We start from the raw sequence: 23,780 nt of genomic DNA, 5'->3' as shown, positions 1-23,780 counted from the left end.
GAACGGCCGGGCGCCGGGGACCCGCGCTTGCTCGCTCGCCGGACGCGAGGAGCCTGGTCTTCACCCAGGGCACCCCACCGCGGTGGAGGGTTGCCGGCCAGCTAGCTGGGGCTTGGACGCTGGCGCTCATGACCTGGACAGCATTCTCCGGATCAGGCCCGCACGGCGTCAAGCCGGGGTCGGGCGTGACGCCCCGGCCGGGGTGCCGCCCGCACGGTGCCCGGCGCGTCGCGGACCGATTTGGAGACGAAACTCACAGGGTGCCACGATGTGCCCATGAGAGTCGACCACGTGTCCTACGCCTGCCGCCCGGAGGGCCTGGAGGCCACCACCGAGCGCATCGCCGACCAGCTCGGGATCGAACCGGTCAAGGGCGGGGTGCACCCCCGTTTCGGCACCCGCAACATGATCCTGCCGCTCACGAACCACCAGTACGTGGAGGTCGTCGAGGTCCTCCAGCACCCGGCGGCGGAGAAGGCCCCCTTCGGGCAGGCCGTGCGGGCCCGGTCCGCGGCCGGCGGCGGCTGGCTGGGCTGGGTCGTGGAGGTCGAGGACCTCGCCCCCTTCGAGCAGCGCCTGGGGCGCCGCTCCGTGCCCGGCCACCGGGTGTTCCCGGACGGCCGGTGCCTGGAGTGGCACCAGATCGGCGTCAAGGGCCTGATCGCCGATCCGCAGCTGCCGTTCATGATCCACTTCGACTCCGCCCCGGAGATGCACCCGTCCCAGGCGCGGATCACGGACGTCGGGCTCGCGGGGATGACCATCGCCGGTGCCCCGGAACGGGTCGCCGAGTGGCTGGGCGCCCCCGTCGAGACCGCGCTCGAGGACCTCGAGGTCGACTGGCGCTATCCGGACGGCACCCCCGGGGTGCTCTCCGTCTCGTTCAGCACCCCGGACGGCGCCGTCACCATCTGAGGCCGGGCACCGCGGGGCGGGGCTCAGCCCAGCAGCCGGGCTGCCCCGAGGAAGCCGACGGCGTCCAGCAGGAAGTGCGCGACGACGAGGGGCATCACCCGGCCGGTGCGCCGGTAGAGCTCCGCGAAGACGAGGCCCATCACCACGTTGCCGAGGAAGGGCCCGATCCCCTGGTAGAGGTGGTAGCTGCCGCGGAACAGGGCCGTGACCACCAGCACCACGGGCCAGCTCCACCCGATGCGGGTCAGCCGGTCGGTCAGGAACGCGACCACCACGACCTCCTCGACCAGGGCGTGGCGCACGGCCGAGAGCAGCAGCACGGGCACCGTCCACCAGTGCGGGGCGAGCCCGGACGTGGTCACCTCCGCGGTGACGCCCAGGGCCCGGCCGGCGCCGTAGAGCGCCAGCGTGCCCAGGCCCATGAGCAGGAAGAGCACGGTGCCGAGGCCCAGGTCCGGGAGGGGCATCCGGGCGTCGAGGCCGATCCGCCGGCGGACGGTGCCCAGCGCCCCGGCGGAGCCGGCTAGCAGGTAGAGCGCGAGCAGCACCGGCACCAGGTCCAGGGCGATCCCGGTGAGCTGGCGCAGCAGGTCGATGAGGGGCTGCGGGCTCAGCGGCGGGTTCATCGTGGCCTGCGCCTCGGACAGCGGTCCGCGCGCCAGGTGCTCGGCGAGGGACAGCGCGGCCCAGAGGGCCGAGGCGCCCAGGGACACCCCGAGCACGAGGAGCACCTGCAGCCACAGGTCGGCGCGGGTGGAGCCGAAGGCGGGCGGTCGCGGGGCGAGGTGGGCGGGGGTGCTCATGCGGCCATTCTGGCACCGGCCCGCCGGCCGCCCCGCGCAGCCCGCGCCGGGCGCCCCCGGGCCCGTCCTTGTTGCCTCGGCGGCGCGGCCCGTCCTCTGAGGGACGCCCGGTCACGGGGCTGTCCCACCGGCAGGCGGAGAAGGGGAGGGCGCAGGCGGCGTGGCACAAGCGCGACAGCTACGTGGCCATCTACCCCTCCCGCCCCTCTGCCGGCCTGTTCCGCAATAAGGCGTTACAGGAGGTGGGCGACTGGGACGAGCGGCTGGGCAACTACTTCGAGGACACCGCCATGCTCGCCAAGGTCCAGGCGGCGAACTCGATGTACGTGTGCCCCAACCCGACGATGCTGTACCGCACCGGCCAGCCCGGCTCCCTCTCCCGGCGCCTGGTGAACCGGGAGGGGTGGCAGACGTTGGACCGGATCGCCCTGGCCTACGAGGGGTTGCCGCAGTTGGCGCCGGAGCCGCCGTTCCCCACCCCGAAGATCGGTGACATGAGCATCTTCGGCTAGGCAGGCGACGGCCCCCGCACCCGGTGGGTGCGGGGGCCGTTCTGTGTCCAGGGCTAGTTGCGCTGGTTGCCGATGTTGGTGTCGAGGTTCTGGATCTCCCAGCCGTACCCGGGGCCGTCGTCGTCCTGGGCCTGGTCGCTGACGTACTCCCCGCGACTGGTGTTGCCCGGGTAGGCGTTCTCGGTCTGGTTCGCGCACCGCACCTGCTGTCCCCAGTTCTCCGTCGCGCGGTCGCACGGGTTGGACGGGGCGGCCTGGGCGGCGACTGGGGCGGCGAGCATGGCAGCGGCGAAGGCGGCGGCGACAGTGCCACGGATGATTCTGGACATGGTGGATCCCCCTGAAAAGCGGTGTTCTGACGGGTACGCCCCTCCCCCGGGACGCTGGCTCCACCGTGGCAGGCCCGCCCAGCTACTCCCCAGGAACATCACGGCATCGTGACCGGCCCGTGACCTGATGACAGGTTCGCACTGCATTTGTTGCACTCTGGGCGCTACAAACGCAGCACCCTCCGACACCCCCGGCCTCTCCCCGCTCCCGGCCTGATTCCTTTACGGGGGGGCCATGAGCACCCCCCACTCTGAGCTCGGCCACCCCGGCGGCTTCAAGCCCACCGGCGTCCCCGCCGGACGCACCCGGCAGAAGTACGCAGTCGAATCCCCGTACGACTGGGCCGCTGAGCTCCAGTTCCCCGCCTCTGTGGTCACGTACGACATGATGCGCACGGAGACCCACCCGGCGGCGGCGCTCGAGGCGGTGCTGCAACCGATCCTCACCGCGGACTGGCACCTGGACGACCGGGGGTGCCGGAGCAGGTGATGAACCTATGCAACACGGAGCTGGGGCTCAACCACGACGACGCGCTCTCCCGGGTGTAGCACCAGGGGGTGCGCATCATCGAGCACCTCACCGAGACCGCGACGACTATGCTGTGGGCCGGCTTCTCCTGCTCGGAGCTACTATGGAACCCGGCGGAGCCCACCCCGGCGCAGGTCGCCCTGGGCAGCACCAACGAGGTGGTGCCCCTGCGCAAGCCGGCACCGCTCCCGAACGGCACCCACCGACCCGAATACGCGGCCGGGTCCCGGTCAGACAGATCACCCCTCGCTCCGGGCACCACCGGTGGAGGTCTCCAGAACGGTGGCTGTCACCGAGGCCGCAGAGGGGCCACCGCGTGTCTTCCCTAGGATGGGGGCCATGACTGTCCTTCCCCCGCAGATCCGCCAGCAGCCCGTCGAGCGCGCCTTTCACGGCCACGTGTTCTCCGACCCGTACGAGTGGATGCGGGACAAGGACTCCCCCGAGGTGCTGGCCCACCTCACCGCGGAGAACGAGTACGCGGAGTCCGCCACCGCCCACCTCACGGGTCTGCGGGAGACGATCTTCGGGGAGATCAAGGACCGCACCCAGGAGACCGACCTGTCCGTGCCCAGCCGGCGCGGCGCCTGGTGGTACTTCGCCCGCACCGTGGAGGGCGGCGCGCACCAGGTGTTCTGCCGGGTCCCGGCCGTGACCACCGGTGACGTGATCGCGGACTGGACCCCGCCCGTCGTCGAGCCCGGCACCCCCATGGCCGGGGAGCAGGTGCTCCTCGACGCCAACGCGGAGGCCGCGAAGCACGAGTTCTACTCCCTGGGCAGCTTCGACGTCTCCGAGGACGGGGAGCTGCTGGCCTGGGCCGAGGACGTCACCGGCGACGAGCGCTTCACCCTGCGGGTCCGGGACCTCACCACGGGGGCGCTGCTCGCCGACGAGATCCCCGGGACGTTCTACGGGTCCTTCCTCACCCCGGACGCGCGCGCCGTGTACTACACGGTGGTGGACGAGTCCTGGCGCCCCCACCAGCTGCGCCGGCACGAGCTGGGCACCCCGGTGGCCGAGGACGTCGTCGTCCACGAGGAGGCCGACCCCGGCCTGTGGCTCGGGGCGGGCCTGTCCGCGGACCGGCGCTGGATCGTGGTGGAGGCCATGTGCTCCGAGTTCTCGGAGCAGCTCATCCAGCCGGTCGCGGACCCGGACGCGCCGCTGCGGGTGGTGCTGCCCCGCACCGACCGGGTGCTCTACGAGGCGGAGCCCCTGTTGCTGGACGGGCGGGAACAGATCCTGCTGACCCACGACCACGAGGCCCCGAACTCCCGGATCTCCCTCATGGACCCGGCCGACCTCGGCCGCCCGGTCGCGGAGGTGGCCCTGCGCGACGTCGTGCCGGCCTCGGACACCGTCCGCGTCAACGGCTGCGCCGTGACGGCCACGCACCTGGTGGTCTCCGTCCGGGCGGACACCACGCTGCGGGTCCGGCTGCTCCCGCTCGCCGGCCTGGGCACTGACGCCCAGGCCGCCCCCGTGGAACCAGCCTTCGCCGAGGAGCTCTACACCGCGAGCGTCTCCGCCGCGGAGCACGACGCCCCCGTGGTGCGCCTGTCCTACACGTCCTTCACGACGCCCCCGCGCGTCTACGACCTCTTCGTGGCGGGTGCCACCGGGGGCGACGGCGCACTGCCCGCCGAGCCGCTGCTGCGGCGCGAGGCCACGGTGCTCGGCGGCTACGACCCCGCCGACTACGCGGTGGAGCGGGACTGGGCCACCGCGGCCGACGGAACCCGCATCCCCGTCTCCCTGGTCCGCCGCGCCGACCTCGACCCCTCCGTGCCGGCACCGGTGCTGCAGTACGCCTACGGCTCCTACGAGCACAGCACCGACCCCGCGTTCTCGGTCTCCCGGCTGTCCCTGCTGGACCGCGGCGTGGTCTGGGCCGTGGCCCACGTGCGCGGCGGCGGGGAGCTGGGACGGACCTGGTACGAGCACGGCAAGAAGCTGCACAAGACGAACACGTTCACCGACTACGTGGCGGTCACCGACCACCTCGCCGCCCGGCCGGACGTCGACGAGCGGCGGATCCTGGTGATGGGGGGCTCCGCCGGCGGCCTGCTGGTGGGCGCGGTGCTCAACCTCGCCCCGGAGCGGTACTGCGGGGCGCTGGCGGCGGTGCCGTTCGTGGACCCGCTGACCTCCATCCTCGACCCGTCCCTGCCGCTCACGGCCCTCGAGTGGGAGGAGTGGGGCAACCCCATCGAGGACGCGCACGTCTACGGGTACATGCGCGACTACTCCCCCTACGAGAACGTCCGGCCGCTGCCCTACCCCCCGGTCCTCGCGGTCACGAGCCTCAACGACACCCGGGTGCTCTACGTGGAGCCCGCCAAGTGGGTCGCCGCGCTGCGGGAGGCCTCGACCTCCGGCGAGCCGGTGCTGCTGCGCTGCGAGATGGCCGGGGGCCACGGCGGCGCCTCGGGGCGGTACTCGCAGTGGAAGGACACGGCCTGGGAGTACGCCTGGGTGCTGGACCGGATGGGCCTCGCCGGCGCCTGACCCGGGCCGGCGGGTCCCGCGCGCGGTCTGCCCCGCCGGCCCCCGCGGCCGAGCGGCACGGCGCCCGACGGCACGGCGGCCGACGGCACGGGACCCGCCGCGCCGGACCCCCGGGGGCTCAGCGCCGGAAACGGCCCGGGTCCAGGGCGGCGGCCGTGTCCCGGGAGCACCACGGACCCACGGCCCCGTCGAGCAGCAGGTCCGCGGCGGCGCGGGCCATGGCCGTGCTCGTCTGAAACCCGTAGCCACCCTGGCCGGCCAGCCACAGGAGCCCCGGGACGTCAGCGTCGGCGCCGCACACGGGCACGCCGTCCGGGGCCTCGGTGCGCAGACCGGTCCAGGCCCGCTCGATCCCCGTGGCGCCGAGGGAGGTCACGGTGTTGAGCCGCCCCAGGAGGTCCTCGACGTCCTCGAGCACCGGCTGCGCGTCGCAGGGCTCGCTCGGCACGGCCTCGGACGGGGAGACGAGCGCGCCGTCCCCGGCCCGCCGGTAGTACCAGCCGGAGTCCGCGGCGACGACCATGGGGTGGTCCGGGGCCAGCGGCTTCGCGAGCCGCACGAGGGCCGCGGTGCGCCGCAGCGGGCGCAGGCCCAGCGGGGCCGCGCCGAACAGGCCCGCCACCTCGTCCGCCCAGGCGCCCGCGGCGACGACGACCTGCCGGGCCCGGATCCGGTCCCCGCCGGCCGCGACCCGCCAGCCGGCGCCGTCGGGGTCCGCCGCGGTCACCGGGGCGCCGGTGAGCAGCCGGGCGCCCGCCGCCGCGGCCCGGTCGCGGTGCCAGGCCACGAGCGCGGCGGCGTCGGTGCGCACGGAGGTGCTGTCGAGGCGGCCGGCCTCGACCGCGTCCGCCGGGGAGCAGGCCAGCTCGGGGCACAGCTCCACGAGCTCCGCCCGGGACAGCAGCCGCGTCCCCGGGGCGCCCTCGGCGCGCAGCCGGGCCTCGCTCCCGACGAGGACCATGCGGCTGGGCCAGGCCAGGGGCCGCGGCGTGGCCGGGTGCGGGTCGAGCAGCCGGGCCACGGTCGCCCCGGTCAGCTCCCGGACGGGGGCCGGGCCGTAGCTGGGGATCAGCTGCTCGGCCGAGCGCCCGGAGGTGTGGTGGGCCAGGACGGGCTCGGTCTCCGCGAGCACGATCCCGGCGCCGCTCCCCCGCCGCTCGGCCAGTTCCGAGGCCAGGGACAGTCCGGCGATGCCGCCGCCGATGATGAGCACGTCGCACGCAGGGTCCATGCGCCCATGCTCGCACGCCGCGCAACGAGGGGTCGCGTCCGGACCCCGCCGCGCGGCGAGGGGTCGCTTCCTGCCGGAATCCTTTGCTGATTCCCACAGGAGGCGACCCCTCGGTGTTCCGCGCGCGCGGTCCTGCGCGGGCGCGGGCGGCGGTCAGCCCTGCACGCCGAGCTTCTCCAGGATCAGCTCCCGCACCCGGCCCGCGTCGGCCTGGCCGCGGGTGGCCTTCATGACGGGGCCGATGAGGGCGCCGACGGCCTGGACCTTGCCGGCCTGCACCTTCGCCACGACGTCGGGCATCTGCGCCATGGCGTCGTCGATCGCCGCGGTCAGCACGGAGTCGTCGGAGACCACGGCCAGGCCGCGCCGCTCCACGACCTCCGCGGGCGAGCCCTCGCCCTCCAGGACGTGGGCGAGGACCTTCTTGGCGAGCTTGTCGTTGATCTTCCCGGCGTCGATGAGCCCGTTGAGCTCGACGACGTGCTGCGGGGTGACGCCGAGCTCGGCGATCTCCACCTCCCGCTGGTTGGCCAGGCGGGCGATCTCGCCCATCCACCACTTGCGGGCCGCGGCCGGGGCGGCGCCGGCGGACACGGTCTGCTCGATCTCGTCGAGGACCCCCGCGTTGACGACGTCCCGGAACTCCTCGTCGGAGAAGCCCCAGTCGGTCTTGAGCCGCTTCCGGCGCTCGGCCGGGGGCTCGGGCAGCTCGGCCCGCAGCCGCTCGATCCACTCGTGGTCGGTGACGACCGGCACGAGGTCTGGCTCCGGGAAGTAGCGGTAGTCGTCGGCGTCCGACTTGGGGCGCCCGCTCGTGGTGGAGCGGGTATCCTCGTGCCAGTGCCGGGTCTCCTGCACGATCGTGCCGCCGGAGTCGAGGACCGCCGCGTGGCGCTGGATCTCGAAGCGCACGGCACGCTCCACGGCGCGCAGCGAGTTCACGTTCTTCGTCTCGGAGCGGGTGCCGAACGTGGCGCTGCCCTTGGGCATGAGGGACACGTTGGCGTCGCAGCGGACGTTGCCGCGCTCCATCTTCGCGTCCGAGATCCCGAGGTTCTTCACGATCTCCCGGATCAGGGCCACGTACACGCGGGCCAGCTCGGGCGCGCGGGTGCCGGCGCCCACGATGGGCTTCGTCACGATCTCGATGAGCGGGACGCCGGCGCGGTTGTAGTCGACCAGCGAGAAGTCGGCGCCCTGGATGCGCCCGGCGGCGCCGCCCATGTGCGTGAGCTTCCCGGCGTCCTCCTCCATGTGGGCGCGCTCGATCTCGACCGTGAACACGGTCCCGTCCTCCAGCTCCACGTCGACGGAGCCGTTCTCGGCGATCGGCTCGTCGTACTGGGAGGTCTGGAAGTTCTTGGGGGTGTCCGGGTAGAAGTAGTTCTTCCGGGCGAAGTGGGAGACCGGGCGGATCTCGCAGCCCAGGGCGAGCCCGAGCTTGATCGCGGACTCCACGGCCACCCGGTTCACCACGGGGAGCACCCCGGGCAGGCCGAGCGAGACGGGGGTGACGTTGGTGTTCGGCTCGTCCCCGAAGACGTTGGGGGCGGCGTCGAACATCTTGGTCCGGGTGTTGAGCTCCACGTGGACCTCGAAGCCCAGCACGGGGTCGTACTTCTCCATGGCCTCGTCGAAGGACAGGACCTCTTCGGTGCTCCGGTTCATCAGCGGGCTCCTCCCCGGACGGGTGCGGACAGATCGGACGCGGCGGGGCCGCCGGCCAGGTCCCGGACCAGGGCGGCGGTGTCCGGCAGCCGCTGCCAGAGCGGTCCGCCCCAGCGCTGCTCGAGCAGGGCCTCCAGGCCGGCGCCGGCGCGGTAGAGCCGGGCGTCCTGGCGTGCGGGGGCCATGAACTGGATGCCCACGGGCAGCCCGTCCTCGGGGGCGAGGCCGCCGGGGACGGAGATCGCGGGGACCCCGGCCAGGTTGGTGGGGATGGTGGCGATGTCGTTGAGGTACATCTGCATGGGGTCGGCGGACTCGTCCACGGCGCCCCGCTCGAACGCGGTGGTCGGGGACGTCGGGGAGACCAGCACGTCCACCTGCTCGAACGCGGCCGCGAAGTCGCGCTGCACGAGGGTGCGGACCTTCTGCGCCGAGCCGTAGTAGGCGTCGTAGTAGCCCGCGGACAGCGCGTAGGTGCCCAGGATGATGCGGCGCTTGACCTCGGCCCCGAAGCCGGCGGCGCGGGTGGAGCCCATCACGCGCTCGATGGTCAGGGGCCCGTCCTCGGGCAGCACACGGTGGCCGAAGCGCACGCCGTCGTACTTGGCGAGGTTCGAGGAGACCTCGGAGGACATGATGAGGTAGTAGGCCCCCAGGGCGTACTTGAAGTTCGGGGTGGAGACCTCCACGACCTCGGCGCCCGCGGAGCGCAGCAGCTCCACGGCCTCCTCGAAGCGCTGCTGGACGCCGGGCTGGAAGCCCTCGCCCGTGAGCTCCTTGACCACGCCCACGCGCAGGCCCGCCAGCCCGCCCTCGGCGGCGCCGGCCCGGGCCTGGGCGGCGAGGTCGCCGACCGGGTCGGGCAGGGACGTGGAGTCCTGCGGGTCGTGCCCGCCGATCACCTCGTGCAGCAGCGCGGCGTCGAGCACCGTGCGCGCCACGGGGCCCACCTGGTCCAGCGAGGAGGCCATGGCGATCACGCCGTAGCGCGAGACCCCGCCGTAGGTCGGCTTGACGCCCACCGAACCGGTCAGGGCCGCGGGCTGGCGGATGGACCCGCCGGTGTCCGTGCCCAGGGCCAGCGGCGCCTGGAACGCGGTCACGGCGGCGGCGGACCCGCCGCCGGACCCGCCGGGGATGCGGGACAGGTCCCACGGGTTGGCGGTGTCGCCGAAGGCGGAGTGCTCGTTGGAGGAGCCCATCGCGAACTCGTCGAGGTTCGTCTTGCCCAGCAGCGGCATCCGGGCGGCGCGCAGCCGCCGGGTCACGGTGGCGTCGTAGGGGCTCATCCAGCCCTCGAGCATGCGGGACGCCGCGGTGGTGGGCTGCCCCTTGGTGACGATGAGGTCCTTGACCGCGATCGGCACGCCGGCGAGCTCGGGCAGCTCCTCGCCGCGGGCACGGGCGGCGTCCACCTCGGCGGCCACGGACAGGGCCTCCTCGGTGTTGACGTGCAGGAAGGCGTTGAGCCCGGTCCTGCCGCGGCTGCGGTCGGCGGGGTCGACGGGATCGCCGTCGGTCTCCCGGATCCGGTCCAGGTGGGCCTGGACGGCGTCGACGGAGGTGATCTCGCCGGCGGCGAGCCGGCGGGCGAGCTCGGCGGCGGAGAGACCGACGGGCCCCTGGGGCGTTCCGGTGCTGCTCATGCGGCTACTCCTCGTCCAGGATCGCGGGCACCTTGAACTTGCCCTCGGCGGCGTCCGGTGCGTTGAGCAGCGACTCCTCGGCGGTGAGGGTCTCGCCCACGACGTCCTCGCGGAAGACGTTCTGCAGCGGGATGGGGTGGCTCGTGGCCGGGACGTCCGGGCCGGCCGCCTCGCTGACGGACGCGACGGAGTCGACGACGAGGTCGAGCTCCTTCGCCATGGACCGCAGCTCCTCCTCGGTCATCTCGATGTGCGCGAGCTTCGCCAGGTGGGCAACCTGCTCGCGGGTGATCGCAGACATGCGCACTCCTGCTCGTGATCGGGGGTGGTTTCCGGTCCAGTCTAGCCGCGCGGCACTCCCCTCCTTCCCGGCCGGAGGGGGCCCCGCAGGGGCATACCCTGGAGGGACGCACCGACCACCGCACAGGAGCACCCGGACATGGCCAAGAGCACCCCCGCCCGCACGAAGAAGGACCGAGGCGCCAAGAGCGGGCGCCCCGGCGCCCGCTCCGGGAAGGCCGCGCGCGCGACCTCCGCGACGGACGCCGCCAACGCGTGGCGCCAGCGGGTCAGCAAGGACGCCGCCGCAACGATCGACACGGTCATGGCCCACGTCCAGGCCGTGGCCGAGCAGCAGCTGGGGCAGCACGGGGCGTTCCCTCCTTTCCTCGTCACCGCGCGCAAGGACGGCGAGTACGAGCTCGACAGCCTGCCGGCCGAGGACGCGGAGGAGCTGAGCCCCGAGGCCGCCCTGGACGCCCTGCGGGCGCGGGCGGTGGAGCTGCGGGACGACCTCCTCTGCGCCGCGGTCGCCTTCCCCGTGACCCTGCCGGACCGCTCCGGGCAGACGGCCGTGGCCGTGGAGACCCAGCACCGGGAGGGCGAGTCCCTGACGGTGATCCAGCCGTACCGGGTCAAGGGCGCGGAGCGCTCCGTGAGCTTCGGCGACGCCGGGGCCGAGCCCGCCGAGCCGTGGCTGTGGAGCCGGCCCGAGCGCACGCCGTGAGCTGAGCGCACGGTCGGCGCCGTGCCGGTGCCCGCCGAGCATGCGAGAGGGCCCCTCCGATCGGAGGGGCCCTCTCGCATGCTCTCGCGCGGCGCGGCCGCGCGGTGCCTGTCCGGTGGGGATCAGGCGGGGATGTTCAGCACCTGGCCGGGGAAGATCAGGTTCGGGTCGGCGATGGTGCCCTCGTTCGCGGCGTACAGGTCCTCCCAGTTCTCGATGCCGAGCTTGTCGGCGATGGAACCGAGGGTGTCGCCGGCGACCACGGTGTAGGTCTCGGCGGAGACCGAGGCCGGGGCCACGGCGGCGGCGGGGGCCACGTACTCGACGACCGGGGCCTGGACGGCGGCCGGGGCCTCGACGGGAGCGGCCACGGGGCCGGGCTCGGGGGCGGCGACCGGGGCGGGGGCCGGAGCCTCGATCGGGGCCGGGGCCTCGACGGACTGCGGAGTCACGGACGCGGAGCCCATCGGGTTGGCGGAGGGAGCGGCGGAGCCGGACAGGCCCAGCTTCGCGGAGCAGGCGGGCCACGCGCCCCAGCCCTGGCCGTCGAGAACGTTCTCGGCCACGGCGATCTGCTGCTCACGGGAGGCGTCCTGCGGGGCGCCCTGGCCACCGAAGGCGGCCCAGGTGGAGGGGGTGAACTGCAGGCCGCCGGAGAAGCCGTTGCCGGTGGAGGTGCCCCAGTTGCCACCGGACTCGCACTCGGCGAGGGCGTCCCAGGTGGAGGCCGGAGCGGCGTTGGCCGGGAGGGCCATGGCGCCCACGGCGGTCCCGCCGAGGATCAGAGCGGCGGCACCGCGACGGACGTTGCGACGAACAGCGAAAGCGTTGGTCATGATGCTCCCTGGGCCACCTGCGCTCGTTTCCGTCCCCGGATGTCTTCGCGCCGTCGTCTACCCGTCAAGGTGTTGGTGGGTAAGTGCTTACAGGTGTCTGCCCTTCAGACGACGTGCGGTGTTACGGCAGCACCCAGCATGGTGTGGTGGCGCGCCGGGAGTCGGACTCCAGGCACACCGGATCCCCGGAGGAATCCTCGGGGAAGCTGATTATCACGATAGCGTAACGATTTTCGTTGCGCTACCCCTTTCGGCCCGTCGTGAGGTATCACACGTTCGCGGTCTGCAGGGGTGCCGGCCCGTGAAGGACGCCGGCGCAGGAGTTCGCACTCCGGGAAGCGGAGGGCATGCCCTCGGGAAGAACGCTTCGAAGGTCACGCTATGGCAACGTTTTGGTCTCGGTCAAGTGACGAGAGCCATCTCACACGTTCAGCGGGCCGGGCCCCGGCCCGCGCTCAGCCCGGAATGCCGCGCTCGCGTGCGGTGATCCAGGCCGCGAGGCGGTCGGCGGCCGGCACCTCGCCCGCCGCCGGGGAGGGCAGCTCCGGCCGGGTCACGAGGGCGCCGGCCTCCTCGGCGATGAGCGCGCCGGCGGCCCAGTCGTGCTCGTGCAGACCCTGCTCGCCGTACCCGTCGAGCGCGCCGTCCGCGACCAGGCACAGGTCCAGGGCCGCCGAGCCCAGGCGCCGCATGTCCGTGTACTGCCGCATGGTGGCGGCGAAGGCGGGGAACTGGCGCTCGCGCCGGTCGGCGTCGAAGGAGAATCCGGTGCCGTAGAGCCGGCCCGTCCGGTCCGGCACGGGACCCTCGAGCCGGCGGGACGCGCCGTCCTCCTCCACCCACGCGCCGGCCCCGCGCACGGCGAAGTAGGTGCGGCGCAGGGCCGGGGCGTTGACGGCGCCCACGAGCCAGTTGCCCTGGGCGTCGGCGGCGGCCACGGACGTGCAGTAGTAGACGATGCCGCGGATGAAGTTGGTGGTGCCGTCGAGCGGGTCCACCGACCAGCGGATCCCGGAGGGGTGCTCCGGGCGGTGCGTGCCCGACTCCTCGCCGGTGACGGTGTCGTGCGGGCGGCGGTCCAGGATGGTGCGCAGCACGGCCTGCTCGGCGGCGACGTCGAAGCGGGTGACCCAGTCCCCCTCCCCCGACTTGCCGGTGACGCCCAGCCGGCCGGCGTCGCGGCCCCGCAGTACCTCCGCCCCGGACTCGGCGGCCGCCAGGGCCAGCTCCAGCAGCTCCTCCAGGTGGGCGCCGGTCGGGCCGAGGCCCTCCAGCGCGTCGTCGTGGCGTCCCATGCTCAGGCCCCGTCCTCGTCGTCCGTACCGTTCTCCGTGCCGTTCTCCGTGCCGGCCGGGGCGTCCTCGGAGGTGCTCCCGGCCGCGCCGGCGAGCGCGTCCGGCCCCTCGGCGAGGAGCCGTTCGAACCCGGCCTCGTCGAGCACGGTCACCCCCAGCTGCTCGGCCTTGTCCAGCTTGGTGCCGGCGTTCTCGCCCGCCACCAGGAAGTGCGTCTTCTTCGACACGGAGCCGGAGGCCTTGCCGCCGCGCACCAGCACCGCCTCCTTCGCGGAGTCGCGGCTGAAGCGCTCGAGGGTGCCGGTGATCACCACGGTGGTGCCCTCGAGGGTCCGCGGCACGGACTCGTCCACCTCGTCCTCCATGCGCACGCCCGCGGCCGCCCAGCGCTCCAAGATCTCCCGGCGCCACGGCTCGGCGAACCACTCGGTGAGGGCCGCGGCGATCACGGGCCCCACGCCGTCGGCCTGGGCCAGGGTCTCCTCGTCGGCGTCGCGGATGGCCGGCAACGAGCCGAAGGCCGTGGCCAGGGAGCGGGCCGCGGTCGGGCCGACGTGCCGGACGGACAGGGCCACGAGCACGCGCCACAGCGGCTGCGCCTTGGCCTTCTCGAGCTCCTCGAACAGCTTGCGGGTGGTGGCGGTGGGCTCGGAGGGCTTCTTGGCCGTGCCCTTCGTCCAGAAGTAGGGCACGAGCTCGGTCTCGCCCGTGGGCGTGCCGCGCGATTTCTTCTCCCGCCGGATCCGCACCTCGCGCAGGTCCTCGGGGGTGAGGTCGAACAGGTGCGCCTCGCTGGTCAGCGGCGGGGTCTCCGGCTCGTCGGGCCGGGTCAGGGCGAGGGCGGCCTCGTAGCCGAGGGCCTCGATGTCGAACGCGCCGCGGCCGGCGGCGTGGAAGACCCGCTCCCGCAGCTGGGACGGGCAGCTGCGGGCGTTGGGGCAGCGGATGTCGACGTCGCCCTCCTTGGCCGGGCGCAGCTCCGTGCCGCAGGACGGGCAGTGGGTGGGCATCACGAACTCGCGCTCCGTGCCGTCCCGCAGCGCCACCACGGGCCCCACGATCTCGGGGATCACGTCGCCCGCCTTGCGCAGCACCACGGTGTCCCCGATGAGCACGCCCTTGGCCCGCACCACGTCCTGGTTGTGCAGGGTGGCCATCTCCACGGTGGACCCGGCGACCCGCACCGGCTCCATGAGCCCGAACGGGGTGACCCGCCCGGTGCGGCCCACGTTGACCAGGATGTCCTTGAGCCGGGTGTGCACCTCCTCGGGCGGGTACTTGTAGGCCACGGACCAGCGGGGCACCCGGGAGGTGTGCCCGAGCCGGAACTGGGTGCGGCGGTCGTCGACCTTGACCACGATGCCGTCGATCTCGTGGATGAGGTCGTGGCGGCGGCGGCCGTACTCCTCGATGAACGCGAGGACGTCCTCCGTGGAGGGCAGCACGCGGTAGTACGGGCTGACGGGCAGGCCCCACCGCTCGAGCAGCTCGTAGACCTGGGACTGGGTGTCGGCGTGCAGGCCCGTGGCGGCGCCCACCCCGTGCACGTACATGGACAGCCGGCGCCGGGCCGTGACCGCCGGGTCCTTCTGCCGCAGTGAGCCCGCCGCGGCGTTGCGGGGGTTGGCGAAGGGCGCCCGGCCCTCGGCCACGATGGCGTCGTTGAGGGCGCGGAAGTCGCGGGAGGAGATGAACACCTCGCCGCGGATCTCGACCTCCTCGGGCACGTCCTCCCCCGTGAGCACGGTGGGGATGGTGGCGATGGTGCGCACGTTGTGCGTGACGTCCTCGCCCGTGGTGCCGTCCCCCCGGGTCGCGGCCCGCACGAGTTCGCCGTTGCGGTAGAGCAGGTTCACGGCCAGCCCGTCGATCTTCAGCTCGGTGAGCCACGCGGACTCCGGGGCGTCCGGCAGCGCCTCGATGGAGGCGGAGGCCTTCGCCAGCCAGGCCGTGAGCTCGTCGATCGAGAAGACGTCCTCGAGGGAGTACATCCGCGCGAGGTGCGTCACGGGCGTGAACGCCGCGGAGACCTCGCCGCCGACCTCCTGGGTGGGCGAGTCGTTGGCCACCAGCTCGGGGTGCAGCGCCTCGACCTCCTCGAGCCGCCGGTAGAGCTCGTCGTACTCCGCGTCCGAGATGGTGGGCGCGTCCTCGACGTAGTAGGCGGTCCGTGCCGCGCGCACCCGGTCCACGAGCTCCGCGTACTGCTCCTTGAGGTCCTCGCTGGGCGGGGCGGGGTTGAGGTCCTGGCCGGTGGCGTCGACGGGTCGTGCGTCTGTCCTCTGCTGTGGGCTCACCCGACCATTGTGGCCCACGCGCCGGACGCCACCGTCGACCGGGCCCGCGGCGGCGGGTCAGCCGTCCAGCCGCGCCACCGTCCCCGTGAAGTGCGGGCGCCTGCGCCGCGGGTCCCACCCGGCGAAGCGCGAGCCCCGCCAGCCGGGCCCCCGGCCGTCGTCGGTAATCGCGACCGCGACCGTGCCCGGGAGCAGGACCGGGGCCGCGAACTCCACCGTCCAGCGGAAGGGCGTCCCGGGCGGCACGCCCACCTCGGCGAGGGCGCGCGAGGCGGAGTACATGCCGTGGGCGATGGCGCCCTTCATGCCGAGCGCCCGGGCGCTCGGGCCGGAGAGGTGGATGGGGTTCCAGTCCCCGCTCACCGCGGCGTAGTCCCGCCCCGTGCCGGCCGCCAGGCGCCAGTGCCCGGTCGGCGCCGGGGGCACGAACTCCGCGCGCGGGGTGTCGTCGGCCGTCCCGGGCACGCGCACGCCCCGGGCGAGGTAGGTGGAGCGGCCCGTCCAGACGGTCTCGCCGTCCCGGCGCGCGAGGCGGGCGACGACGTCCACCTGCGCGCCGGAGCGGTGCGGGCGCAGCCGCTCGGCGGTGGCGGTGACCGTGAGGTGCTCCCCGACCGCCGCGGCCCCGCGGTGCTCGACCTCGTTGGCCAGGTGCACCATGCCGAGGACCGGCAGCGGGAAGTCCGGGCGGGTGAGCACGCTCATGGCCACGGGGAACGCCAGGGCGTGCAGGTGCCCGGAGAAGGCCTCGGTGCCGCCGGGGCCCTCGCGCAGCGGCGCCCCGACCGCGCGGCAGAACGCCTCGTGCCCGGCGGGGTCGACGACCACGTCCTCGACGACGTGGGCCACCGCCGGCAGCTCGAGCGGGGCGTCGCCGGTGCCGCGGCGCGCCCCGGCCGGCCGGCCGGACAGCCGGCCCGGCACCCGGTCGGCGAGGGCGCGCGGCAGCAGGTCCCCGGCCGCCCCCGCCGCCGCACGGGCGTAGAGCCCGCCCAGCGAGGGGACGCCGGGCAGGACCGCGGTCTCGTGCCGGTCGGCGGCCATGCTCACGCCCCCACCAGGTTCTGGCCGCACACGCGCAGCGTCTGCCCGTTGACGCCGCCGGCGGCGTCCGAGGCGAGGAACAGCACGGCTTGGGCCACGTCCTCCGGCAGCCCACCCTGCTGCAGGGAGTTCAGCCGGCGCGCGACCTGGCGGCGGGCCGCCGGGATCCGGGCGGTCATCTCCGTCTCGATGAACCCGGGGGCCACGGCGTTGATGCTGCCGCCGCGCCGGGCCAGCAGGGGTGCGGTGGCGGCGACCATCCCGATCACCCCGGCCTTCGAGGCGGCGTAGTTGGTCTGGCCGCGGTTGCCCGCCACACCGCTCGTGGAGGCCAGGCAGACGATCCGCGGCGCCTCGCCGAGGCCCTCCCCCGCCAGGAGCTGGTCGTTCATCCGCAGCTGCGACTCGAGGTTCACGGCCAGCACCGAGGCCCAGCGGGACTCGTCCATGTTGGCCAGCAGCTTGTCCCGGGTGATCCCGGCGTTGTGCACCACCACGTCCAGGTGCCCGAAGCGCTCCCGGGCGAGCCCGAGGATCCGCTCGCCGGCGTGCTCGTCCGTGACGTCGAGCTGGAGGGCCACGGCGTGGATCTCGTTGGCGAGGGCGGCCAGGGGCTCGCCCGCGGCGGGGACGTCCACGACGACGACGCGCGCGCCGGCGCCGGTGAGCGTGCGGGCGATCTGTGCGCCGATGCCGCGGGCGGCGCCGGTGACAGCGGCGACCCTGCCCCGCAGGGGGGCCTCCCAGTCCGCGGGCAGGGCCCCGGCGTCGTCCCCGACCGTCACGAACTGCCCGGAGACGAAGGCGCTGCGCCCGGAGAGCAGGAACCGCAGGGCGCCCAGCACGCTGGGGGCCTCGGGGGCGACGCCCTCGGCGAGCAGGACGCCGTTGGCGGTGGCCCCGCCGCGCATCTCCTGGGCGGTGGAGCGCAGCAGGCCGACGACGGCCTGGCGGGCCGCGGCGACGGTCGGGTCGAGCGGCTCCGCCGCCGCGGGCGTGGCCGAGGCCGCGCCCGTGCCGATGCCCGGGGCGGGCCGGGACACGGTGACCACCCGGCCGCCGGGGGCGAGCGAGCGCAGCGCCCCGCCCAGGCCGAGCGCGGGCTCGGCCAGCTCGGCGGGCCGGGCGAGCTCGGTCAGGGCCAGCACGACCGCGCCGAAGCGGTGGACGTCGTCGGGGTGGCGGCGCACGTCGAGGTCCCAGCCGAGCAGGGCCGCGGCGATCCGGTCGGCTTCCTCCCCCCGCCCCAGCACGAGGACGGGCCCGGGCACGAGCGGGTCCCCGGCGCGGTGGCGGCGCAGCCGGGCGGGGGCGGGCAGCCCGAGCTGCCGGGCGAGCCGGCCGCCGGGGCCGGAGCTGACGAGGTCGAGATAAGTGTCTGCCATGGGGTCGGGGTCCTTGCTGTGGGGGTCGGCGGGGTGTCGGGGGCGCGGGCTCAGCGGGCCTCGAGGACCGCGGTGACGCCCAGGCCGCCGGCGGCGCACACCGAGATGAGCCCGCGGGCGGGGCGGCCGGTCTCGTCGGCGCGCTCGCGCAGGAGCTTGGCGAGGGTGCCGACGATGCGCCCGCCGGTCGCGGCGAACGGGTGCCCGGCCGCGAGCGAGGAGCCCGTGACGTTGAGCCGCCTGCGGTCCACGGTGCCGAAGGCGCCGTCCAGGCCCAACCGCTCGCGGCCGAACTGCTCGTCCTCCCACGCGGCGAGGGTCGCGAGCACGGTCGCGGCGAACGCCTCGTGGATCTCGACGAAGTCGAAGTCCTCGAGCGCCAGGCCCTGGCGGGCCAGCAGGCGGGGCACGGCGTAGGCGCCGGCCATCAGCAGGCCCTCGTCGCCGTGCACGAAGTCGACGGCGGCCGCCTCGACGTCCACGACGTCGGCGAGCACGGGCAGGGAGCGCTCCGCGGCCCAGTCCTCGGAGGCGAGCAGCACGGTGGAGGCGCCGTCGGTGAGGGGCGTGGAGTTGCCCGCCGTCATGGTGGCCCCGGCGTCGAGGGACTTCCCGAAGACCGGCTTGAGCCCGGCGAGCTTCTCGACCGTGCTGTCCGGGCGGAGGTTGTTGTCCCGGGACAGGCCGCGGAAGGAGGTGACGAGGTCGTCGAAGAACCCGCGCTCGTAGGCGGCCGCCAGGTTGCGGTGGCTCGCGGCGGCGAGCTCGTCCTGGGCCTCGCGGGAGATCCCCCAGCGGGCGGTGGTGAGGGCCTGGTGCTCGCCCATGGACAGCCCCGTGCGCGGCTCGCCCGTGCCGGGGGCCACCGGTTTGAGGTCGGCCGGGCGCAGGCCCGCGAGGGCCTTGAGCTTCTGCGGGGTGCTCTTGGCCCGGTTGAGCTCGAGCAGGGTCCGGCGCAGCCGCTCGCTCACCACGACGGGCGCGTCCGAGGCGGAGTCGACGCCGCCGGCGACGGCCGAGTCGATCTGGCCGAGCCGGATCTTGTTGACCAGCGTGGAGACGGCCTCCATGCCGGTGGCGCAGGCCTGCTGCACGTCGAAGGCCGGGGTGCGGGGGTCCAGGACCGAGCCGAGCACGGACTCGCGCGTGAGGTTGAAGTCCTTGGGGTGCTTGAGCACGGCGCCGGCGGCGACCTCGCCGATCCGCTCCCCGGCGAGGCCGTAGCGGGCGGCCAGGCCGTCCAGGGCGGCGGTGAGCATGTCCTGGTTGCCGGCGTTGGCGTAGGCGCCGTGCGCCCGGGCGAAGGGGATGCGGTTGGCGCCGACCACGACCGCACGGCGGGCCACGCCGGTGCGTCCGGCGCCGCTGGGGGTCGTGTGCTCAGCGGTGGGCTCGACGGTCTGCTCGGGGGTGGACTCGCTCACAGGTAACTCCTCGGTGGTGTTGTGATGATGATCACGTCACGAAAGACAATACCTGATACTCTGGGTATCGTGAAACAGGTCGACGCCACTGACTCCGCCGCCCCGGGCGGCACGCCCGCCACGGACGGACGCTCCTCCCGCTGGGCCCGGCACCGCGCGCAGCGCCGGATCGAGCTCATCCGCACGGCGCGCAGCGCCGTGGACGAGCTCGGCGCGCAGGCGTCCATGGAGGAGATCGCCACCGCGTGCCAGACCTCCAAGTCCGTCTACTACCGGTACTTCGGGGACAAGGCGGGACTGCAGCGGGCGGTCGGCGAGTACACCGTGACGCGGATGCGCGACCGGCTCGAGGAGGCGGCCCGCGCGGCCGGCTCCTTCGAGGACTCGGTCGAGGCGATGGTCGCGGAGTACCTGCTCAGCATCGAGCGCTCGGCGTCGGTGTACCGCTTCGTCGTGGCCCTCTCCCCCGACCCCGGGCGCTCGCGGCACGACCGGCACCGGGCCGAGCGGGCCCGCGGCGAGCGCTCCGGCAAGGAGGACGCCCCGGCCGGGGACGGCGGCGAGCGCTGGCTGATCCAGGAGTTCGCCGAGTCCGTCAGCGGGCTGCTCGCGGAGGCCCACGTGCACCACACCCCCGCCGAGCGCCGGCTCGAGGAGCCGGTGCTCAGCTACTGGGCCGCGTCCACGATCGGCATGGTCCGCGGCGCCGGCGAGGCCTGGATGAACACCCCCGAGGGCACGCGGCGACCGTCCCGCGAGCGGATGACGGAGCTGATCGTGGGCTGGGCCGTCGACGGCCTGCGCCCGCCCGGCGCACCCGTGCCGGAGCCCCCCTCGACCTGACCACCGCCCGGGCCGGCACGGACCCCGGCCGGCCCCACCACCCCGTGACCGCACCGGCCACCGCCGGTCACCCACGACAGGAGCGAACATGACCACCACCGTCGACCGACCGACCACCGCCGCAGCCGGCTCCGCCGCCGGGCCCGCCACCGCGGACGGCGCCGGGCTCCCGGGGCCCGCCGTGGACGTCGCCGCCCTCGGCGAGGTGCTGCTCGGGCGCTGGGCCGAGGTCCGGCGCGAGACCCGCCGGATGCTGCTCGACGAGCGGCTGCACCAGCAGCCGGGCCTCACCCACCACGAGCACCGCGAGCGGGTCCTGGGCCAGCTGCACCTGCTGGTGGAGCACGGGGCGATGAGCCGCGGGCTGCCGGAGGAGTACGGCGGGCACAACGACCCGGGCGGCAACGTCTCGGGCTTCGAGGAGCTGCTGCTCGGGGACCCCTCGATGCAGATCAAGGCCGGGGTGCAGTGGGGCCTGTTCGGCTCCGCGGTGCTCAACCTCGGCACCGAGGAGCACCACCGGCGCTGGCTCGCGGACATCCGGGACCTGAAGATTCCGGGCGTGTTCGCGATGACCGAGATCGGCCACGGCTCCGACGTCGCCTCGATCGGCACCACCGCCACGTACGACCCCGCCACGGAGGAGTTCGAGATCCACACCCCCTTCACGGCGGCGTGGAAGGACTACCTCGGCAACGCCGCCGTGCACGGGCGCGCCGCCGTGGTCTTCGCCCAGCTGGTGACGCTCGGCGTGAACCACGGCGTGCACGCGTTCTGGGTGGACCTGCGGGACGCGGACGGGAACTTCCTGCCCGGCGTGGGCGGCGAGGACGACGGCCACAAGGGCGGGCTCAACGGGATCGACAACGGGCGGCTGCACTTCACCCGGGTGCGGGTCCCGCGCACGCACCTGCTGGACAAGTACGGGGCCGTGGCTCCGGACGGCACCTACAGCTCGCCCATCGCGAGCCCGGGCCGCCGGTTCTTCACGATGATCGGCACCCTGGTGCAGGGCCGGGTCTCCCTCGACGGCGCGGCCGTCCTGGCGAACAAGGCCGCGCTGAGCATCGCGATCCGCTACGGCAGCGAGCGCCGGCAGTTCAACGCGTCCTCCGACGTCCAGGAGGAGGTGCTGCTGGACTACCAGCAGCACCAGCGGCGGCTGCTGCCGCGGCTGGCGGAGACCTACGCCATGCACTTCGCCCACCAGGAGCTGCTGCACAAGTACGACGACGTCTTCTCCGGCCGCGAGGACACCGACGAGAACCGGCAGGACCTCGAGACGCTCGCCGCGGCCCTGAAGGCGCTGTCCACCTGGAGCGCCCTCGACACCGTCCAGGAGTGCCGCGAGGCCTGCGGCGGGGCGGGGTTCCTGACCAAGAACCGGCTCACCTCCCTGCGCCACGACCTGGACGTCTACGCGACGTTCGAGGGCGACAACACGGTGCTGCTGCAGCTCGTGGCCAAGCGGCTGCTCTCCGACTGGGCGGACGAGTTCAAGCACGTCGACGTGGGCGTGATGGCCCGCTATGTGGCCGGCCGGGCCACCGAGGCCACCTACCACCGGTCGGGGCTGCGCAAGCTCGGCCAGGCCTTCCGGGATACCGGGGACGTGCGCCGCTCGGTCAACGCCCTGCGCGAGGAGTCGGCGCAGCGCGCGCTGCTCACGGACCGGGTGCAGACCATGGTGGCCGAGATCGCGGAGAACCTGCGGCCCAGCGCCAAGCTCCCCCGCGCGGAGGCCGCGGCGCTGTTCAACGAGAACCAGCACAAGATCATCGCCGCGGCGCGCGCCCACGCGGAGCTGCTGCAGTGGGAGGCCTTCACCCGCGGCCTGGAGCAGGTCGAGGACCCGGGCACCCGCACCGTGCTCACCTGGCTGCGCGACGTCTTCGGGCTGCGGCTCATCGAGAAGAACCTCGCGTGGTACCTCTCCTACGGCCGGCTGTCCATGCGGCGCGGGCGCAGCCTCGACGAGTACATCGACCGGCTGCTCGCCCGCCTGCGCCCGCATGCCCTCGACCTCGTGGCCGCGTTCGAGCTCGAGCCGGAGCACCTGCGGGCCGAGATCGCCACGGGGATCGAGGCCCGGCGCCAGGAGGAGGCGGCCGAGCACTACCGGCGGCTGCGCGCCTCGGGCAGCGCCCCGGTCAAGGAGCGCGCCCCCCGCCGGGAGACCGCCACCCCCGCCGCCGGGGCACCGGGCGAGAAGGCCCCGGAGGAGGCGAAGCGGGAGCGCCGCGCCGAGAAGCAGGCCGAACGGCGCACGGAGCGCCGGGCGGAGCGCAAGCACGAGCGCCGGCTCGAGCTGAAGCCGCTGAAGAAGGCGGCGCAGCGGGCCGCGGCGTCCGCGCAGCGGGCGGCCGAGCCGGGCCGCAGGTCCGCGGAGGGCCGGGAGCCGGCGGAGGGCCGTGAGCCCGCCTCCGGCACCGCGCCGGCCGAGGGCGCTGCCGTGACCCAGGACGCCTGACCGGTCGGGCCCGCCGTCGCACGCCGTCACCGCAGGCGGTCCCGGCGGTGACGACGCCGCCCCGGAGGCCCCGGGGCGGCGTCGTCGTCCGGTCCCGCGGCGCGGGCGAGGACCGGGGAGGGCTGCGCCGTCGGCGGCCGGGCCCCCGGCGGCTCAGCGGGGGACGGCGCCGGCGAGGAGGCCGTCGATCTGGCCCATGGCCTCCCGCATGCCCTCCTCCATGCCCATCGCGGACATCTGCTCCAGCTGGTCCGCGCTCTCGAAGGTCGAGACCGTGGTCATCCGCGTCCCGCCGTCGACGGCCTCGAACGTCACGACGCCGTGGGTGGCCCCCAGCGCGGGGTCGGGCTCGCCGTCCTCGCTCGCGAAGCCGTCGTCGAACTCCAGCCGGTGCGGGGCGTCCACGGCGGTGACCGTCCACCAGCCCCGGGCCTTCTCCCCGTCGGGGCCGGTCATGTAGTAGCGGCACCGCCCTCCCTCGGCGAGCTCGTGCTCCTCGAAGGTGGCGGGCCACTCGGGAGGGCCCCACCAGCGCTCGAGCTGGCGCGGGTCGGCCCAGACCTCCCAGACCCGCTCGACGTCCGCGGCGAACTCCGCGACGAACGTCAGGGTCAGTGCCTCGGTGTCCTTTTGCACGTCGATGACTGGCATGTCATGCTCCCTTCCTCCTGGGCCCCGGGTCCCCCGGGGGCGTCTCCTCGGCGAGGAGGTCCTCGATGGCGCGGGCCCGCCCGCGCCAGATCTGCTCGTAGTCCGCCAGCAGCGCCGCCGCCCGGCGCAGCGTGGCCACCCCGGCGTGCACCACCTGCTCCCGGCCGCGCCGCTCCTTGGTGACCAGCGAGGCCCGCTCGAGCACCGCCACGTGCTTCTGCACGGCGGCGAAGCTCATCCGGTAGTGCGCGGCCAGCGCGGAGACCGACTGCTCCTGCCGCAGCACCCGCACCACGATGTCCCGTCGCGTCGAGTCCGCGAGGGCCCGGAAGATGCGGTCGACCTCGTCGTCCGTCAGCTCATTTCGTACAACCATTTGGTTGTA

21 protein-coding genes and 1 riboswitch are annotated in these 23,780 nt (G+C 74.3%); of the genes, 7 read left to right on the top strand and 14 right to left on the bottom strand.

Annotation, left to right across the window (positions count from 1 at the left end; all coding sequences use genetic code 11):
* Window positions 1-18: 18 nt before the first annotated feature.
* A riboswitch (SAM riboswitch) is annotated at window positions 19-134 on the bottom strand.
* Window positions 135-276: 142 nt separating this feature from the next.
* Window positions 277-915, top strand: a complete 639-nt coding sequence (locus ACP7CD_RS08715) for a VOC family protein (protein ID WP_031283179.1) — start codon at window positions 277-279, stop codon at window positions 913-915.
* Between the two features lie 23 nt (window positions 916-938).
* Here ACP7CD_RS08715 and ACP7CD_RS08710 read toward each other — a convergent pair whose 3' ends face one another.
* Entirely contained in the window at window positions 939-1,718 is a 780-nt protein-coding gene (locus tag ACP7CD_RS08710) for a CPBP family intramembrane glutamic endopeptidase (RefSeq protein WP_052132890.1), read from the bottom strand.
* A 182-nt stretch (window positions 1,719-1,900) separates the two neighbouring features.
* On the opposite strand from ACP7CD_RS08710, the gene ACP7CD_RS08705 reads away from it, so the two are divergent.
* Window positions 1,901-2,230, top strand: a complete 330-nt coding sequence (locus tag ACP7CD_RS08705; protein ID WP_426120023.1) for a glycosyltransferase family 2 protein — start codon at window positions 1,901-1,903, stop codon at window positions 2,228-2,230.
* A gap of 53 nt (window positions 2,231-2,283) precedes the next feature.
* On the opposite strand, the gene ACP7CD_RS08700 is transcribed toward ACP7CD_RS08705, so the two are convergent.
* Entirely contained in the window at window positions 2,284-2,559 is a 276-nt protein-coding gene (locus ACP7CD_RS08700) for a hypothetical protein (RefSeq protein ID WP_426120022.1), read from the bottom strand.
* 235 nt (window positions 2,560-2,794) lie between these two features.
* Here ACP7CD_RS08700 and ACP7CD_RS08695 point away from each other — a divergent pair, with 235 nt between their 5' ends.
* Both ACP7CD_RS08695 and ACP7CD_RS08690 read left to right on the top strand, forming a co-directional pair.
* Window positions 2,795-3,049 carry a hypothetical protein gene (locus tag ACP7CD_RS08695; RefSeq protein ID WP_426120021.1) on the top strand — a complete coding sequence of 85 codons (255 nt, stop codon included), beginning with the start codon at window positions 2,795-2,797 and terminating at the stop codon, window positions 3,047-3,049.
* 378 nt (window positions 3,050-3,427) lie between these two features.
* Complete coding sequence (locus ACP7CD_RS08690; RefSeq protein ID WP_426120020.1) at window positions 3,428-5,599, top strand: S9 family peptidase; 2,172 nt, start codon at window positions 3,428-3,430, stop codon at window positions 5,597-5,599.
* Between the two features lie 118 nt (window positions 5,600-5,717).
* Here ACP7CD_RS08690 and ACP7CD_RS08685 read toward each other — a convergent pair whose 3' ends face one another.
* The 4 genes from ACP7CD_RS08685 to gatC form a co-directional block, all read right to left on the bottom strand.
* Window positions 5,718-6,830 carry an NAD(P)/FAD-dependent oxidoreductase gene (locus ACP7CD_RS08685; protein ID WP_426120019.1) on the bottom strand — a complete coding sequence of 371 codons (1,113 nt, stop codon included), beginning with the start codon at window positions 6,828-6,830 and terminating at the stop codon, window positions 5,718-5,720.
* A gap of 153 nt (window positions 6,831-6,983) precedes the next feature.
* Window positions 6,984-8,498 (bottom strand): Asp-tRNA(Asn)/Glu-tRNA(Gln) amidotransferase subunit GatB, encoded by a 1,515-nt coding sequence (gatB, locus tag ACP7CD_RS08680; protein WP_017833829.1) that lies wholly within the window; start codon window positions 8,496-8,498, stop codon window positions 6,984-6,986.
* Window positions 8,498-10,144: an Asp-tRNA(Asn)/Glu-tRNA(Gln) amidotransferase subunit GatA gene (gene gatA, locus ACP7CD_RS08675; protein ID WP_426120018.1), complete on the bottom strand. Its 1,647-nt coding sequence runs from the start codon at window positions 10,142-10,144 to the stop codon at window positions 8,498-8,500. The genes gatB and gatA overlap by 1 nt, the downstream gene beginning before the upstream one ends.
* Before the next feature lie 4 nt (window positions 10,145-10,148).
* A complete protein-coding gene (gatC, locus tag ACP7CD_RS08670; RefSeq protein ID WP_017833831.1) occupies window positions 10,149-10,445 on the bottom strand; it encodes an Asp-tRNA(Asn)/Glu-tRNA(Gln) amidotransferase subunit GatC in 297 nt (98 codons plus the stop codon).
* 138 nt (window positions 10,446-10,583) lie between these two features.
* On the opposite strand from gatC, the gene ACP7CD_RS08665 reads away from it, so the two are divergent.
* A complete protein-coding gene (locus tag ACP7CD_RS08665; RefSeq protein WP_017833832.1) occupies window positions 10,584-11,150 on the top strand; it encodes a hypothetical protein in 567 nt (188 codons plus the stop codon).
* Window positions 11,151-11,272: 122 nt separating this feature from the next.
* On the opposite strand, the gene ACP7CD_RS08660 is transcribed toward ACP7CD_RS08665, so the two are convergent.
* The 6 genes from ACP7CD_RS08660 to ACP7CD_RS08635 form a co-directional block, all read right to left on the bottom strand.
* On the bottom strand, window positions 11,273-11,986 hold the full coding sequence (locus ACP7CD_RS08660) for a transglycosylase family protein (RefSeq protein WP_035926415.1): 714 nt from the start codon (window positions 11,984-11,986) through the stop codon (window positions 11,273-11,275).
* A 455-nt stretch (window positions 11,987-12,441) separates the two neighbouring features.
* Complete coding sequence (locus tag ACP7CD_RS08655) at window positions 12,442-13,281, bottom strand: inositol monophosphatase family protein (protein WP_426120017.1); 840 nt, start codon at window positions 13,279-13,281, stop codon at window positions 12,442-12,444.
* Window positions 13,282-13,283: 2 nt separating this feature from the next.
* Window positions 13,284-15,578, bottom strand: a complete 2,295-nt coding sequence (ligA, locus tag ACP7CD_RS08650; protein ID WP_426120016.1) for an NAD-dependent DNA ligase LigA — start codon at window positions 15,576-15,578, stop codon at window positions 13,284-13,286.
* 57 nt (window positions 15,579-15,635) lie between these two features.
* Window positions 15,636-16,622 carry a MaoC family dehydratase gene (locus tag ACP7CD_RS08645; protein ID WP_426120031.1) on the bottom strand — a complete coding sequence of 329 codons (987 nt, stop codon included), beginning with the start codon at window positions 16,620-16,622 and terminating at the stop codon, window positions 15,636-15,638.
* Window positions 16,623-16,624: 2 nt separating this feature from the next.
* Window positions 16,625-18,007 carry a 3-oxoacyl-ACP reductase gene (locus tag ACP7CD_RS08640; RefSeq protein ID WP_426120015.1) on the bottom strand — a complete coding sequence of 461 codons (1,383 nt, stop codon included), beginning with the start codon at window positions 18,005-18,007 and terminating at the stop codon, window positions 16,625-16,627.
* A gap of 50 nt (window positions 18,008-18,057) precedes the next feature.
* Window positions 18,058-19,431, bottom strand: coding sequence for an acetyl-CoA C-acetyltransferase (locus tag ACP7CD_RS08635; RefSeq protein ID WP_115162514.1), 1,374 nt, complete (start codon window positions 19,429-19,431; stop codon window positions 18,058-18,060).
* Between the two features lie 69 nt (window positions 19,432-19,500).
* Here ACP7CD_RS08635 and ACP7CD_RS08630 point away from each other — a divergent pair, with 69 nt between their 5' ends.
* A complete protein-coding gene (locus tag ACP7CD_RS08630) occupies window positions 19,501-20,274 on the top strand; it encodes a TetR/AcrR family transcriptional regulator (RefSeq protein ID WP_017833839.1) in 774 nt (257 codons plus the stop codon).
* A gap of 88 nt (window positions 20,275-20,362) precedes the next feature.
* A complete protein-coding gene (locus tag ACP7CD_RS08625) occupies window positions 20,363-22,744 on the top strand; it encodes an acyl-CoA dehydrogenase (protein ID WP_426120014.1) in 2,382 nt (793 codons plus the stop codon).
* Window positions 22,745-22,897: 153 nt separating this feature from the next.
* On the opposite strand, the gene ACP7CD_RS08620 is transcribed toward ACP7CD_RS08625, so the two are convergent.
* Entirely contained in the window at window positions 22,898-23,395 is a 498-nt protein-coding gene (locus tag ACP7CD_RS08620; RefSeq protein ID WP_426120013.1) for an SRPBCC family protein, read from the bottom strand.
* 1 nt (window position 23,396) lies between these two features.
* Window positions 23,397-23,771 carry an ArsR/SmtB family transcription factor gene (locus ACP7CD_RS08615; protein WP_035926432.1) on the bottom strand — a complete coding sequence of 125 codons (375 nt, stop codon included), beginning with the start codon at window positions 23,769-23,771 and terminating at the stop codon, window positions 23,397-23,399.
* Window positions 23,772-23,780 lie beyond the last annotated feature (9 nt).

This window comes from Kocuria sp. LHG3120 (assembly GCF_049897445.1).
In the GTDB taxonomy this organism is placed as follows: Bacteria; Actinomycetota; Actinomycetes; order Actinomycetales; family Micrococcaceae; genus Kocuria; species Kocuria rosea.
Note: the sequence above shows the minus strand (reverse complement) of the source record. Positions and strands in the feature narration are given on the sequence as shown.